The following is a 12,792-nucleotide window of genomic DNA, read 5'->3' as shown; positions in this document are numbered from 1 at the left end:
TGGGCGCGGCGGCTTCGTGGAAGCTGAGGTCAGGCGTTGGTCTCGGCGGTCTCGCGGGTGGTGCTGGGCGGGATGACGAAGCGGTAGCCGACGTTGCGGACGGTGCCGATGAGGGCCTCGTGCTCCGGGCCGAGTTTCGCGCGCAGCCGCCGTACGTGGACGTCGACCGTGCGGGTGCCGCCGAAGTAGTCGTAGCCCCACACCTCCTGCAGCAGTTGCTCCCGGGTGAACACGCGGCCCGGGTGCTGCGCGAGGAACTTGAAGAGCTCGAACTCCTTGTAGGTCAGGTCGAGCGCGCGGCCGTTGAGCTTCGCGGTGTACGACGCCTCGTCGATCACGACGTCGCCGCTGCGGATCAGTGAGGTGTCGGGGTCCTCGTTCCGCACCGCGGCGAGGCGGCCGATCACCAGCCGGAGCCGGGCCTCGATCTCGGCCGGGCCGGCCGTGTCCAGGAGTACGTCGTCGGCGCCCCAGTCGGCGTTCACCGCGGTCAGACCGCCCTCGGTGACGACCAGGATCAGCGGTACGTCGATCCCGGTGGTCCGGATCAGGCGGGACACGCCACGCACCGCGACCAGGTCGCGGCGGGCGTCGAGCAGGACGGCGTCCGCGTCCGGGGCGTCGACCAGTGCGGCGACTTCGGCGGGAAGGATCCGGATCTGATGCGGCAGCAGGGCGAGCGAGGGCAGGACCTCGGTGGAGGCCTGCAGCGCGTTCGTCAGCAGAAGCAACGTACTCACGCTGTCTCCTTGTGCTGGTCGTCGGATCCCTGGTGAGCGATCCGGTCCTTTTGCACGTCAGGCCCCAACGGCGTCATTGCCGGGGGCCCGAGACACACTGGATAGCAACAGCAAGCTGACATAATAGCGGAAGACTTAACCGATTAGTGAGGCGTTCTCTCAGATGCCGGAAGTCACCATCAGGTATTTCGCGGCCGCGCGTGCCGCCGCCGGAGAGTCCTCCGCGACCGCCGAAGCCGCCTCGATCCGCGAGCTGATCAGCACCGTGTCCGCCGGCCGGCCGGAGCTCGCCCGGGTCCTCGGCATCTGCACCTTCCTCCTCGACGGCCGGCGCGCCGACCCGTCCACGCCCCTTCACCCGGGCGCCCAGGTCGACGCCCTCCCACCGTTCGCCGGCGGCTGACCGCTGACCCTGGCGGGGTCCTCGAGGTCGCTCCGCTGGGTCAGAAGAGGAACTTCAGGGCGACGAAGGTCAGGGCTACGGCGGTGGTCAGGGCTGCCTTGCCGGAGCCGATGCCGCGGCGGAGGCCGGTGACGAAGACCGCGACGGTGAGCGGGACCAGCATCACCAGGAGGGTGATGCCGGCGGCGTGGACGCCGACGTGGGAGCGGGAGGTCAGCCAGAGGCCGAGGACCATGGCGAAGGTGAGGCCCAGCCAGGTGGTGAGTTGGATCGGGCCGTCGGCACTGCGGTGGTTGCGGTGCGACGCGCGGGTCGCACGGCGATGCGAAGTCGGAGCAACGTGCGCCATCGGTCACCTTCCGTGAAAGACCGAGTACGCAAGGTACCAAGCAACCCCGCCAACTCCAAAGCTGCCTGCTCAGGCACCTGGCCGCAGCTGTCGGAGAACGTCGAATCCGCCCCAGCGTGGGGTGGTCGGCTTCTGCGGGGCAGTGACGCTTTGGGGAGGTAGATTCGCGGGGTGGCGGTGGAGACGGGGAGTCTGCTCACGACGGTGGGGCGGGCTGGGGGATTGTTCGCGCGGGCGTGGCCTCGGTTGTTGGCTGTGTTCTTGATCGCGCAGTTGGCGCACCGGGGACTGCAGTGGCTGGCTGTGCAGGCGGGGGCCAAGGCTGACGCGGCCGGGATCGCGGTGCTGGCGCTGCTGGTCGTGGTGTCGCTGGCGATGTACGTCGCGATGTTCCTGGTGCTCAGAGGTGAGCTGCCGTTCCACAAGCGGGCGGTTGCCGAGGGCATGCTCGCGCCCGACGGGGTAGAGCCTGGTGTGGAGCATCGGGCGCTCGACGCGCTCGCGGCGGCGTTGCTGCCGTTCCTGGCGTTCTACGCGGCCTACAAGTTCCTGCAGGCCGAGGCGCTCGACTACGAGTACCAGTTGGCCGTCCACAAGGTGAACGAGACGGTGGCGGCGGTCCTGACCGGTGGGTCGGCGCCCCAGGAGTCGCAGGGGCTGCGGTCGCTGTCGACGTGGTTGTTCATCGGGCTCGGTGTCTCGGCGTACCTGCTCCGGCTGGTGTTCAAGAAGTGGAAACGGGAGAACGAGGGCCCGGTCCGGAAGCTGTTCGTCACGTACCTCGAGGCGTTGTGGATCTTCGTGGTCGCGTACCAGGCGTCCTCGTTCGTCCCGTCGCCGAAGGCGTGGCTGCAGGAGCGGCAGGTCTGGCTGTGGGTGCAGGACGCGTACGCCTGGGTGCTGGACCGCGTGCTGGTGATCGACCGGGTCCGCGAGATCTGGGACAGCGTGGCGGGCTTCCTGGCGGCCGGCATCGGCGATCTCTGGAACGCCGCGGTGCTGCCGCTGATGTGGATCACGATGACCGCGGTGATCTACGGCCGCGCCGTCCACAAGGCGGAGAAGCCGCAGCCGCGCTGGCGGTTCGACCGGATCACGCGTCGCTGGGAGCAGACGCCGAGGATTGTCCGGGCGGCCGGCAACTCGATGGTGTCGGACTGGCGGGACCGGTGGACCCCGGTCGCCGACGCCTTCCGGCTGGTGGTGCGCTCCGGGCTGCGGCCGATGCTCGGGTACTTCCTGGCCTGGGCGGTCGTGACGTTCGCGGCGAGCGGCGTATGGATGGCCCTGAAGCTCTGGGTGCTGGGTCCGCACTCGCTGCAGTTCTGGCAGGTCGTCGACGAGCCGCTGAGCCTCGTCACCGACGGACTGAAGATCATGCTCCAGGTCAGTCTGCTGGCGGCGGCGTACGACCGGATGATCGGCGGTCTGGCCGGATACCTGACCCCGCGGACCCGTGCTGTGCACGAGCAGCCGGAGGGCGACCAGGGCGTGACCGACTTGACCGCCGCTACCTCGGGAATACCAAGTACTGAGGGAGCCTCGTAGCCCACGTGAGTATCGGCTGCACGTCCGACGCGACAGACGTCGGTACGACGAACACAGCCACCGTCTCGAACGGCTTACCGGCCACCGGCTTCAGGTAGTACTGCGCAGCCGCACCACGCCAACTCTGGGGCGACGAGTCGTACCCACCCGTGCAGCCGGTCGGCCGGTCCTGGAAGTCACCAGCCGTAGAAGATTCGTTCCACAGCCGTCCGTCCGATGCACGGAGCTGGGGCCTGCATCCGCCGAGGCCCTCCAACGCAGCCAAGTCATCGACCTGCAGACGGAAGTACACCCGGACTCGCGTGGTCCCGGCCGGTGTCGGGTCAGCCTGACGGCCGGCGCGCGCCTGAGGGTCCACTTCCACGCCGGCGGCGTACCAGGTGGCTCCCGCGTACGACGTCCCGCCTGCCGCGACGACCACCGGGTCACGCGGTTCGGCGTCGTACCAGGACTTGTAGTCGCTGCGTGTGGTCCACCAGCCGGCCAGCGGGACGGCGACGACCAATGCCCCCAACGCGGCAAGATTCTTGTGGAACCATCCCCGCCGGGCTCGGCGTGCACCGGTCATGCTTCGACCGCCCGGGTCAGCGTGACCACGTCCTCGACGGCCGGAGCCGAGTCGATGCCCAGCGGGATCGTGGCCTGTGGCTCCAGATCGTTGAAGATCGCCTTCTCCATCACCTGCAAGGTCGCCCCGGGCAACTTGTCGGCCGGCAGCTCGACCACGAACGAGCCGCGGACCGGGATGTCCGGGGCGAACTCGAACCCGGTCAGGTCCACCCGATCCAGGCCGCTGCGGTTGGCGGCGAGGTACGTCACTCCGTCCGACCCGACGATCCGGACCGAGGCCAAATGAATCGGCTCGCGGGTGGCCGTGACCACGGCGTCCACGACGACGAAGTTCGACAAGGTGTCTCGGGCCTTCGCCGCACCCGGCAGGCGAAGCGTCCGGCCGACACGGACGCCCTCGACGGTCAGGTCGAACCGCGGGGTCTTCACCGCACGGCCTACCACGCCCGTCACCGCCACCGGTTCCTGGATGTCCTTCTGCGTCGGGGTCAGCCGGTAAAGCCCGACGATCGCCACCAGGACGACGAGCGTGAGCCCGATGTCGACCAGCTTGCGGGGCCTCATCTGGTGTTGTCCTTGACGGCGACGGTGCTCTCGGCGGCGATCTCGCCCGGCAGCCACTTCTCGTGGTGGTCCAGCAGCGACTGTTCCTGGTGGTCGTACCCGCGGACCGTGAGCTGCACCGACGCCGGCAACTCCGTGGCCTTTGGCAACTTCCACACGTAGGCGACGTCCTCGGCGAAACCGGGTGTGAGCACCGGGTGCATCGTCGCGTCGCGCAGGTTCGTGGTGCCGAGTGGCGCGTCGGTGTCCTTGATCCCCGGTACGCCGATCAGCCGGATCAGGTCGCTGGTGGGCGTCGTACCGAGGTCGTCGGTGACCTTCAGCTTGGTCACCACCGCGATCAGCGCACCGCCCTCGTCAGGGGTGAACAGCGGCTTGAGATCCTTCACCGTGACGACCCGCTGGATCGTCACCTCGAACCGGCCTGCGTCGATCGCCGTCCCGGCGTCGACCCAAGGCGTCTCGTCGTCCGCCTTCTTCAGACCGCCGAACACCGCCGAGATCGCCAGCAGCACCGCTCCGGCACTGAACGCCCAGGTCCGGATCGACCGGCCACGCACCTTGAGGTCCTTCAGCTCCGGGAGTTCTTCCTGCTCCCGGCCCCCGCTCCCCGTTTCCCGCACGGGCAGCAGCCTAACCATCCAGGGGTCCGGTTGAATGGGTGCCGTGGACGGAGGGCTGGTGGTGCGACCGGGAGTGGTGATCCCGGAGACGGAACTGGCGTGGCGCTTCTCGCGGTCCAGCGGGCCGGGCGGGCAGTCGGTCAACACGACCGACAGCCGGGTCGAGCTGAGTTTCGACGTCGCGGGTACGACAGCCTTGTCCGACGTACTGCGGGCTCGTGCGCTGGAGCGACTGGGGTCGCGGCTGGTGAACGGCGTACTGACCGTGGCCGCCTCGGAGCACAAGTCGCAGTGGCGCAACCGGGAGGCGGCGCGGACCCGGCTGGCCGCGCTGCTGCGGGAGGCGATCGCAGCCCCGCCCCGGCAGCGGCGGCCGACCAGGCCCAGTAGGAGTTCGGTCCGGCGGCGGCTGGACGAGAAGAAGCGCCGCGGCGAGACCAAACGGCTCCGGTCGCGGCCGGACGACTGAGGCGTCCGAGGGCTGAACGGCCGTTTGAGCCGATAGACCAGCGACGTACGCTGGATTGTCATGAGCCTGGGGATGTGGGTCCTGGTCGGTGCGGTCACCGCCGGCGTCGTCCTCAGCCTGCTCAAGTCCAAGCTCGACGGGCGCTTCCGGGGGACCCGACTGGTGCGAAAGGTGGACACCGAACAGGTGGACAGCGTGGACCGGGTGTCCGCGGCCGACATCGGCGCGGAGCTCGGTGAGCGGGCGACCCTGCTGCAGTTCTCGTCGGCGTTCTGCGCGCCGTGCCGGGCGACCCGACGGACCCTGGCCGAGGTCGAGGGCATGGTCGACGGCGTACGGCACGTGGAGCTCGACGCGGAGGCGCACCTCGAGCTGGTACGCCGCCTGGACATCCTGCGGACTCCGACGACGCTGGTGCTCGACAGCACCGGCGCCATCGTCAAGCGGGCCAGTGGCGCCCCGCGCAAGCCCGACGTGATCGCCGCGCTGGCGACCGCGATCGAGCCCGCGGCGCGCTGAAATCCCGGCCGGTAACTGCCAACGAATGGCGGATGGACCACCAGTTAGGTGATGCTTTGGCGGTGAGCTATCCAGCCGGTTGGTACGACGACCCCGAGGACCAGTCCCAGCAGCGGTACTGGGACGGCAACAAATGGACGGACGACCGCCGTCCGCGCCAGGGCCCTCCGCCGTACCAGGGCCAGTTCGGTCAGCCCGGCGGCCGGCCGCAGTTCGGGCAGCCGGCCCAGCACGGCCAGGTGTTCGGCGGCGGTCAGCCGGGCCCGACGCAGTACGGTCAGCCGGGCCAGGCGCAGTACGGCCAACCGGGCCAGGCACAGTACGGGCACCCACAGCAGTACGGCCAGCCCGGTCAGTCGCCGTACCCGCAGCAGCCCTACGGGCAGGGCTACGGCTACCCCGGTCAGAAGGTGCGCACCACGCCTGACGGGCAGCCACTGTCCGGCTGGTGGCGGCGCGTGTTCGCCCGCATCATCGACGGGCTCATCGTCGCAATCGTCGGTCTGCCGCTCACCGGGTACTTCTACTGGCAGTACTTCCAGGTCATGTGGGACTCCATGGAGGAGACCCTGGACGGTGCCGCGGCCGGTACGCCGCAGTCGACCTTCGCGATACCTTCCGAGGCCTACCAGTGGATGATCCCGGCCGTGCTGATCGGGATCGCGGTGTCCTTCGTCTACGAGTACTTCTTCCTGACCCGCAAGGGCGCCACGCCCGGCAAGATGGCCCTCGGCATCGCCGTCCGTCTCCGGGACGTGGCCGGTCCGCCGCCGGGATCCGCGGTCGCCAAACGGTTCGGTTTCTACACCGCGCTCAGCCTGCTCGGCGCGATCCCGCTGGTCGGCACCCTGTTCAGCTTCCTCGGCCTGATCAACTACCTGTGGCCGCTGTGGGACGACAAGAAGCAGGCCCTGCACGACAAGATCGCCGCGACCAACGTGGTGCGCACGTAGCTGCTGCTGTCCGTAATGTGATCAGTTGTCTCATGTGGTGGGACCACGGCTGGCGGTCCCGCCCGCTTTCCGTACTCTCGATCCGTGGCTTACACGACATGGCTGACCAAGCGCCGGGCAGTGGACAACTGCCGGGTGCGCTCGTCGCTGTGTCGTCGCCGCTGACCAGGCGGCGTCCCGAGCGCTGCGGAACCGGTCGCTGAGCACGGTTTCGCGTACGTCGTCTCCCGCAGACCCGGGCGGGTCCGGCTCGAACCTTCTTCTCCTCCGGGAGTCGTCATGTCCGACCAGAAGACGGCGACACAAGCCAAGGTCGACCCGCGCGGACTCCGGTTCGCCGCGGGCGTCACCACCGTGCTGCTCGCGCTGACGTTGATCCTGAACAGCGCCTGGCCGCTCGCGGTGCAGGCCGTGGTGTTCGCGATCTCCGTCGCGTTCGGCGTCCAGGCGTCGCCGTACGGGCAGCTGTTCAAGCGGCTGATCCGCCCCCGGCTGGGTCCGCCCAAGGAGCTGGAGGACGCGGCCCCGCCGCGGTTCGCCCAGCTGGTCGGTCTCGTCTTCGCGGCCGCCGGTCTGCTCGGGTACCTGACCGGTCTCACCGTGCTCGGCGTGGTCGCCACCGGGTTCGCCCTGGTCGCCGCGTTCGTGAACGCGGCCGTCGGGCTCTGCCTCGGTTGCGAGGCCTATCTGCTGATCCACCGCATTCGTACGCCAACCACCGCTACCAACAACTGAGAGGCAGCACACATGAGCAGGGAGTCCGCGCTCGTCTCGGCCGACTGGGTCGAGGAGCACAAGAACGACGCCGGTGTCGTCCTGATCGAGGTCGACGAAGACGTCTCGGCGTACGACGCCGGCCACATCGCCGGCGCGATCAAGCTGGACTGGAAGGAAGACCTGCAGGACCCGGTCCGGCGTGACTTCGTCAACAAGGAGCAGTTCGAGGCGCTGCTGTCCGAGCGCGGCGTGAAGAACGACGACACGGTCGTGCTGTACGGCGGCAACAACAACTGGTTCGCGGCGTACGCGTACTGGTACTTCAAGCTGTACGGCCACCAGGACGTCCGGCTGCTCGACGGCGGCCGCAAGCGCTGGGAGCTGGACAGCCGCGAACTGACCGACGAGGTCGTCAAGCGTGAGACGACGCAGTACAAGGCGCAGGACCCGGACCTGACCATCCGCGCCTTCCGCGACGAGGTCAACGAGGCCATCGGCGTGAAGAACCTGGTCGACGTCCGCAGCCCCGACGAGTACGCCGGCCGGCTGCTGGCCCCGGCCCACCTGCCGCAGGAGCAGGCGCAGCGCGCGGGTCACATCCCGACCGCCGCGAACATCCCCTGGAGCAAGGCCGCCAACGACGACGGCACCTTCCGGTCCGACGACGAGCTGAAGGCGCTGTACGCCGAGGCCGGCGTCGACTTCGGCAAGGACACCATCGCCTACTGCCGCATCGGCGAGCGGTCGGCGCACACCTGGTTCGTGCTGCACGAGATCCTCGGGCAGCCGAACGTCAAGAACTACGACGGTTCCTGGACCGAGTGGGGTTCGCTGGTCGGCGTACCCGTTGCCCTCGGCGACGAACCCGGAAAGGCCTGACACATGTGCGGAGCGAAGAAGGGCGGCCTCGACCTCAAGGGCGTCGACGTCGACAAGGAAGCCGTGATCCAGGGCCAGGTCCTGCGCGGCGACGAGCCGGTCGGCGGTGCGTACGTGCGGCTGCTGGACGCCTCCGGTGAGTTCACCGCGGAGGTGCCGACGTCGGCGACCGGGCACTTCCGGTTCTTCGCGGCGCCGGGGAACTGGACCCTGCGCACGCTGGCGCCGAAGGCCGAGCCGGTCGACCGCCAGGTCGTCGCCCAGTACGGCACGGTCGCCGAGGTGGCCGTCGCGGTCTGAGCGGTACGCCGCGGCCGCCGGACAGGCCGTAGCCGACCGAGCAGTCGTTCGTTACTGATGGTGCCGTCACCACCCGACGACGGCCCACCCTGATGCAAGCCCCGAAGGGCCCGGACCTTGCGCGTCCGGGCCCTTCGGCATGTCCGGATTCGCCTGCAGAACGGACGGTTTCCGGCATCACTGCGAAGTTACGGGGGCGGACCGGAAATCTCGCCCGTCGAGCCGTCATGTAACGGTTTGATCTCGGAGCGGGACCTTCTCGTTACCTACCGCAATCGACTGAGTTGTGTCTGTGTCCTGGCCCGCCATCCGGGTCACGTCATCACTCAGGGAGGAGGGGTCATGAGACCCCGCATCGGATACAAGAAGCTCGCTGCCGTCGGAGTTGCGGCGGTTGTCGGCGTAGCTTCTACGATCGCGCTGACCTCGGGTTCGGCGTCCGCGTCGCCCGTTTTCGGTTACAGCGGTTACGCGTTCGGCACCGACGTCCAGTCGGGTCTGGCGAACAGCGGCCCGCAGGTGGTCAGCCAGATCAGCTGCACCACGGACTCGAACCGGTCCGACAAGAACGACCTCGCCGCCGCGAACGTCAACAACCACGCGATCGCCCGCACCGTGCGGACCGACACCCACTCGTTCAACAACAAGAACGGCAACGGTGTCACCAGCAACGCGTCGGCCGTCGACATCAAGCTCGGCAGCCTGCTGCACCTGACGGGTGTGAAGACCACCACCACGTCTGTCTACAAGGACGGCAAGCTCTCCTACACCGGCAGCACCAGCTTTGCCGGCGTCAAGATCGGTGCCGTCTCGGTGCCGTCGCTGCTCAAGCCGGAGCCGAACACCAAGGTCGCCATCCCGGGCCTCGGCTACATGGTGCTGAACCGCGTCGGTGGCGTGAAGACCAACACCGGCATCTACTCGTACGCGCAGGCCGTCGTGCTGCACGCGAACGTGAAGAACAAGTACATCCCGCAGGGCGTCGACGTCGTGGTGCTGAAGACCCGCGCCGAGATCACCAAGCCGGCCACCGCGATGGTGATCGGTGACGCCTACGGCACCAAGGCGCACGTGGACAAGCTGGTCGTCTCCGGTCCGACGTCGTACCAGGCCACCTGCCAGGGCACGGAAGGCAAGACGATCCGGAACGCGATCGGCGAGCTGGTCATCCCGAAGGTCGCCTACGTGGGTGCGGTCTACACCACGAAGAACGGCTACATGGGTATGGAGAAGTCCGCGGTGAAGTTCACCTCGCACGTCGCGGGTGTGAAGGTGGGCAACCTGTCCATCGGCGCCATCGAGTCCTCCGCCTCGGCGTGGAAGACCAAGGACGGCAAGGTCGGACTGGACCACTCCTCGAGCGTCGCCTCGATCCGCGTCGGCAACAAGGTGTACCCGGTCCAGACCGGACCGAACGCCACGCTGGACATCCCGGGTGTCGCCAAGCTGACCTTCAACCAGGTCGTCAAGCAGCAGCGGTACGTCGCGGTGAACGCGCTGGTGATCGACGTCTACAGCCTGAACACCAAGGTCATCGTCGGCCACTCGGCCGCCGGCGTCATCGGCTGATCCAGCCGGACGCACCTTTCTGAGTCGCACCTCACCGATTCGGAACACACACCGGCCCCGGCCGGATCCTCAAGGATCCGGCCGGGGCCGTTCTCTGTGTGCGTCGTTCGGAGTGACGGTGCGAGGTCAAGCGGCGGCGGCGCGCTTCCGCTCGAGGCGTTCGCGGTTCGGCCACCGCACGTCGTACGCCCAGCCGAGACGTTCGAACAGCTTGATGAACCAGGCGTTGATGTCGATCTGCCCTTTGAGTACGCCGTGGCGCGCGCAGGTCGGGTCGGCGTGGTGGAGGTTGTGCCAGGACTCGCCCTGACTCAGGATCGCCAGCCACCAGACGTTCCCCGACCGGTCCCGGGCGTTGAACGGCTTCTCACCGGTGACATGACAGATCGAGTTGATCGAGAACGTCACGTGATGCATCAGGGCGATCCGGACCAGGGTGCCCCAGAAGAATCCGGTCGCGGCACCGTGCCACGACCTGTCCCACAGTCCACCGATGATCGCCGGTGCCAGCAGGGAGATCGCGACCAGTTCACGGAAATGCCGCGAGATCGCCGCCATGTCGCGGTCGTGCAGAAGGTCCGGGGCGTAGTGCTTCGGCTCGGCGCGGTCCTTGCCCCACAGGACCCAGCCGACGTGCGCGAAGATGAACCCCTTGGTCACCGCCCAGGCGGAGGTGCCGTAGCGCCACGGTGAGTGCGGGTCGCCGTCCCGGTCGGAGAACTTGTGGTGTTTGCGGTGGTCGGCCACCCAGCGGATGACGGGTCCTTCGAGCGCCATGCTGCCGGCGATCGCGAGTGCGATCTTGAGGCCTCGCCTGGTCTTGAAGGAGCCGTGGGTGAAGGCCCGGTGGTAACCGACGCCGATGCCCGTGGTGGTGAGCACATAGAACACGACCAGCAGGACGATGTCGTGCCAGCCGATCCAGCCGCCCCAGGCGAAGAAGATCCCCGGCGGTAGCGCGAGCGTGGGGACGACGATGAAAACCCAGATCAGCCCGCGCTCCACCCTCCCCCCGACGGCTTGGAACTCGCCCGGCGGCGGATCGTCGGGATGTGCTGGTGAAGTCATGGTCCACACTCCTCGATGAAGGTTCCCGCCGACCGACACCCGAGCACGGGCGGGGCCTCGGTGACCCGTGCCTACTCAACAAGTGCCCCGATTCGCGCCTCGTTACTCACGACTTCGCGCGCCGATGGTCCGGCGGCGCCGTTCCCGGGGTCCGGCGATCACGCGTCGAGAACGAGGGTAACCGGGCCGTCGTTGACCAGAGCAACGTCCATCTGGGCGCCGAACCGGCCGCGTTCGACCTTGGCGCCGAGGGATTCGAGGGCGGCGCAGAAGGCGTCGTACAACGGTTCCGAGACCGGGCCGGGGGCGGCCGCGCTCCAGGACGGACGGCGGCCCTTGCGGGTGTCGGCGTACAGGGTGAACTGGCTGATCGCGAGGATCGGCGCGTGCTCGTCGGAGCACGATCGCTCGTCCCGCAGGATCCGCAACGTCCAGATCTTCGCCGCGAGCGCCTTCGCCTTCTCCTCGGTGTCGTCGTGGGTGACACCGAGCAGGACCACCAGTCCCGGCTCGTCGATCGCCCCGACCACCTCGCCTTCGACGGTGACCGATGCCTGGCTGACTCGCTGTACGACGGCTCTCATGAGACCATCCTGCCGCGCGGGAGATCGTCCGGTCATCAGGCCGGATGACAGGCAAATATCCCGTCGCGAGACCGGATCTGGCAGGATCTGTTCATGGCCTCGACTCTGATCACCGTTGCTCCCACCGGCGCCGAGACCGCCAAGGCGGACTGCCCGGCGCTGCCGACCACCCTCGACGAACTGGTGGAGACGGCGAAGCGGTGCGAGGCCGCCGGGGCGGCGATGATCCACATCCACATTCGCGACGGCGAGCACCGGCCGACGCTGGACCTCGGCCGGCTGACCGACACCGTGGCCGCGGTCCGAGAGAACACCGCGCTGATCGTCCAGCTGTCGACCGGCGGCGCGGTGACCGACCCGTACGACCACCGGCTCCGCGTCCTCGACGCCGCGCCGGACTCCTGCTCGCTGACGATGGGCACGGTCAACTTCGGCGACGACGTCTTCATGAATCCGTGGCCGTTCGTCACCGAGCTGTACCAGTTGACGCAGGAGCGTGAGGTGGTGCCGGAGTTCGAGTTGTTCGACCTCGGGCACGTGGCGGCGCTGCACCGGCTGCTGGACAAGTTCGGACTCCCGTACGGCGGCCGCGTGCACTGCGACCTGGTGATGGGCGTACCGGGTGGCATGCCCGGTACGGCGGATGCCCTGGTCGCCGCGGTCAACGCGCTGCCGGACGCGGTCACCTCGTGGTCCGCCACCGGGATCGGGCGTACGGCGCTCCCGGTGGCGCTGGCCGCGTTGTCGAAGGGCGGCCACCTGCGGGTCGGGATGGAGGACACCCTCACGCTCGCCAAGGGGCAGCCGGTCACCCACAACGCCGAGCTGGTCGAGCGGGCCGCCTCCCTGGCGACGCTGGCGCAGCGTCCGCCGATGTCGCCCGACGAGGCGCGCGAGCTGCTGAACATCAAGCGCTGAAGTTGCCTTCGGCAAACCC

General features: G+C 68.4%; 17 protein-coding genes. 10 read left to right on the top strand and 7 right to left on the bottom strand.

The genetic code is table 11. From position 1 onward, the window contains the following. Nucleotides 1–29: 29 nt before the first annotated feature. Nucleotides 30–740: a winged helix-turn-helix domain-containing protein gene (locus tag ACYVOK_RS30330; protein WP_460665995.1), complete on the bottom strand. Its 711-nt coding sequence runs from the start codon at nt 738–740 to the stop codon at nt 30–32. A gap of 163 nt (nt 741–903) precedes the next feature. Here ACYVOK_RS30330 and ACYVOK_RS30325 point away from each other — a divergent pair, with 163 nt between their 5' ends. Next, nucleotides 904–1,143 carry a MoaD/ThiS family protein gene (locus ACYVOK_RS30325; RefSeq protein ID WP_460665994.1) on the top strand — a complete coding sequence of 80 codons (240 nt, stop codon included), beginning with the start codon at nt 904–906 and terminating at the stop codon, nt 1,141–1,143. A gap of 40 nt (nt 1,144–1,183) precedes the next feature. Here the strand turns inward: ACYVOK_RS30325 and ACYVOK_RS30320 are convergent, their stop codons facing one another. After that, nucleotides 1,184–1,492 carry a hypothetical protein gene (locus tag ACYVOK_RS30320; RefSeq protein ID WP_460665993.1) on the bottom strand — a complete coding sequence of 103 codons (309 nt, stop codon included), beginning with the start codon at nt 1,490–1,492 and terminating at the stop codon, nt 1,184–1,186. A gap of 255 nt (nt 1,493–1,747) precedes the next feature. Here ACYVOK_RS30320 and ACYVOK_RS30315 point away from each other — a divergent pair, with 255 nt between their 5' ends. After that, complete coding sequence (locus tag ACYVOK_RS30315) at nt 1,748–3,040, top strand: hypothetical protein (RefSeq protein ID WP_460666346.1); 1,293 nt, start codon at nt 1,748–1,750, stop codon at nt 3,038–3,040. Here the strand turns inward: ACYVOK_RS30315 and ACYVOK_RS30310 are convergent. From ACYVOK_RS30310 to ACYVOK_RS30300, 3 genes are read right to left on the bottom strand one after another with little or no spacing between them, the layout of a single operon-like run. Next, nucleotides 3,003–3,608: a hypothetical protein gene (locus tag ACYVOK_RS30310; protein WP_460665992.1), complete on the bottom strand. Its 606-nt coding sequence runs from the start codon at nt 3,606–3,608 to the stop codon at nt 3,003–3,005. The two genes, ACYVOK_RS30315 and ACYVOK_RS30310, sit on opposite strands and share 38 nt — an antisense overlap. After that, nucleotides 3,605–4,174 (bottom strand): hypothetical protein, encoded by a 570-nt coding sequence (locus ACYVOK_RS30305; protein WP_460665991.1) that lies wholly within the window; start codon nt 4,172–4,174, stop codon nt 3,605–3,607. The genes ACYVOK_RS30310 and ACYVOK_RS30305 overlap by 4 nt, the downstream gene beginning before the upstream one ends. Further along, the gene (locus tag ACYVOK_RS30300) at nt 4,171–4,797 is read right to left on the bottom strand and encodes a hypothetical protein (protein WP_460665990.1); all 627 of its coding nucleotides are present in this window, start codon (nt 4,795–4,797) and stop codon (nt 4,171–4,173) included. Before ACYVOK_RS30300 ends, ACYVOK_RS30305 begins: the two co-directional genes overlap by 4 nt. Before the next feature lie 34 nt (nt 4,798–4,831). Here ACYVOK_RS30300 and arfB point away from each other — a divergent pair, with 34 nt between their 5' ends. The 7 genes from arfB to ACYVOK_RS30265 all read left to right on the top strand — a co-directional run bounded on the left by arfB (nt 4,832) and on the right by ACYVOK_RS30265 (nt 10,203). Next, a complete protein-coding gene (gene arfB, locus ACYVOK_RS30295) occupies nt 4,832–5,266 on the top strand; it encodes an alternative ribosome rescue aminoacyl-tRNA hydrolase ArfB (RefSeq protein ID WP_460665989.1) in 435 nt (144 codons plus the stop codon). Nucleotides 5,267–5,326: 60 nt separating this feature from the next. Then, a complete protein-coding gene (locus tag ACYVOK_RS30290; protein ID WP_460665988.1) occupies nt 5,327–5,785 on the top strand; it encodes a TlpA family protein disulfide reductase in 459 nt (152 codons plus the stop codon). Between the two features lie 62 nt (nt 5,786–5,847). Next, nucleotides 5,848–6,738, top strand: coding sequence for an RDD family protein (locus ACYVOK_RS30285; protein ID WP_460665987.1), 891 nt, complete (start codon nt 5,848–5,850; stop codon nt 6,736–6,738). A 279-nt stretch (nt 6,739–7,017) separates the two neighbouring features. Next, nucleotides 7,018–7,473 carry a DUF4395 domain-containing protein gene (locus ACYVOK_RS30280; protein WP_460665986.1) on the top strand — a complete coding sequence of 152 codons (456 nt, stop codon included), beginning with the start codon at nt 7,018–7,020 and terminating at the stop codon, nt 7,471–7,473. Between the two features lie 12 nt (nt 7,474–7,485). Next, nucleotides 7,486–8,334 (top strand): sulfurtransferase, encoded by an 849-nt coding sequence (locus ACYVOK_RS30275; protein ID WP_460665985.1) that lies wholly within the window; start codon nt 7,486–7,488, stop codon nt 8,332–8,334. Between the two features lie 3 nt (nt 8,335–8,337). Then, nucleotides 8,338–8,634: a DUF1416 domain-containing protein gene (locus tag ACYVOK_RS30270; RefSeq protein WP_460665984.1), complete on the top strand. Its 297-nt coding sequence runs from the start codon at nt 8,338–8,340 to the stop codon at nt 8,632–8,634. Nucleotides 8,635–8,976: 342 nt separating this feature from the next. Next, entirely contained in the window at nt 8,977–10,203 is a 1,227-nt protein-coding gene (locus ACYVOK_RS30265) for a choice-of-anchor P family protein (RefSeq protein WP_460665983.1), read from the top strand. A gap of 126 nt (nt 10,204–10,329) precedes the next feature. On the opposite strand, the gene ACYVOK_RS30260 is transcribed toward ACYVOK_RS30265, so the two are convergent. Both ACYVOK_RS30260 and dtd read right to left on the bottom strand, forming a co-directional pair. Further along, a complete protein-coding gene (locus ACYVOK_RS30260) occupies nt 10,330–11,271 on the bottom strand; it encodes an acyl-CoA desaturase (RefSeq protein WP_460665982.1) in 942 nt (313 codons plus the stop codon). A gap of 158 nt (nt 11,272–11,429) precedes the next feature. Beyond that, a complete protein-coding gene (gene dtd / locus ACYVOK_RS30255) occupies nt 11,430–11,855 on the bottom strand; it encodes a D-aminoacyl-tRNA deacylase (RefSeq protein ID WP_460665981.1) in 426 nt (141 codons plus the stop codon). 93 nt (nt 11,856–11,948) lie between these two features. Between dtd and ACYVOK_RS30250 the strand changes: the two genes are divergently transcribed. Then, nucleotides 11,949–12,773, top strand: coding sequence for a beta-keto acid cleavage family enzyme (locus ACYVOK_RS30250; protein WP_460665980.1), 825 nt, complete (start codon nt 11,949–11,951; stop codon nt 12,771–12,773). The last annotated feature ends 19 nt before the right edge of the window (nt 12,774–12,792 follow it).

The organism is Kribbella swartbergensis (assembly GCF_054784135.1).
This window is presented reverse-complemented; position numbering and strand designations above follow the sequence as displayed.

Excerpts from the sequence above, each read along its gene's own strand:
- ACYVOK_RS30280 (WP_460665986.1), top strand. The coding sequence starts at position 7,018 with ATGTCCGACCAGAAGACGGCGACACAAGCCAAGGTCGACCCGCGCGGA.
- ACYVOK_RS30320 (WP_460665993.1), bottom strand. The coding sequence starts at position 1,492 with ATGGCGCACGTTGCTCCGACTTCGCATCGCCGTGCGACCCGCGCGTCG.
- ACYVOK_RS30305 (WP_460665991.1), bottom strand. The coding sequence starts at position 4,174 with ATGAGGCCCCGCAAGCTGGTCGACATCGGGCTCACGCTCGTCGTCCTG.
- ACYVOK_RS30275 (WP_460665985.1), top strand. The coding sequence starts at position 7,486 with ATGAGCAGGGAGTCCGCGCTCGTCTCGGCCGACTGGGTCGAGGAGCAC.
- ACYVOK_RS30250 (WP_460665980.1), top strand. The coding sequence starts at position 11,949 with ATGGCCTCGACTCTGATCACCGTTGCTCCCACCGGCGCCGAGACCGCC.
- ACYVOK_RS30290 (WP_460665988.1), top strand. The coding sequence starts at position 5,327 with ATGAGCCTGGGGATGTGGGTCCTGGTCGGTGCGGTCACCGCCGGCGTC.
- ACYVOK_RS30265 (WP_460665983.1), top strand. The coding sequence starts at position 8,977 with ATGAGACCCCGCATCGGATACAAGAAGCTCGCTGCCGTCGGAGTTGCG.
- ACYVOK_RS30310 (WP_460665992.1), bottom strand. The coding sequence starts at position 3,608 with ATGACCGGTGCACGCCGAGCCCGGCGGGGATGGTTCCACAAGAATCTT.
- ACYVOK_RS30325 (WP_460665994.1), top strand. The coding sequence starts at position 904 with ATGCCGGAAGTCACCATCAGGTATTTCGCGGCCGCGCGTGCCGCCGCC.
- arfB (WP_460665989.1), top strand. The coding sequence starts at position 4,832 with ATGGGTGCCGTGGACGGAGGGCTGGTGGTGCGACCGGGAGTGGTGATC.
- ACYVOK_RS30270 (WP_460665984.1), top strand. The coding sequence starts at position 8,338 with ATGTGCGGAGCGAAGAAGGGCGGCCTCGACCTCAAGGGCGTCGACGTC.
- ACYVOK_RS30260 (WP_460665982.1), bottom strand. The coding sequence starts at position 11,271 with ATGACTTCACCAGCACATCCCGACGATCCGCCGCCGGGCGAGTTCCAA.
- dtd (WP_460665981.1), bottom strand. The coding sequence starts at position 11,855 with ATGAGAGCCGTCGTACAGCGAGTCAGCCAGGCATCGGTCACCGTCGAA.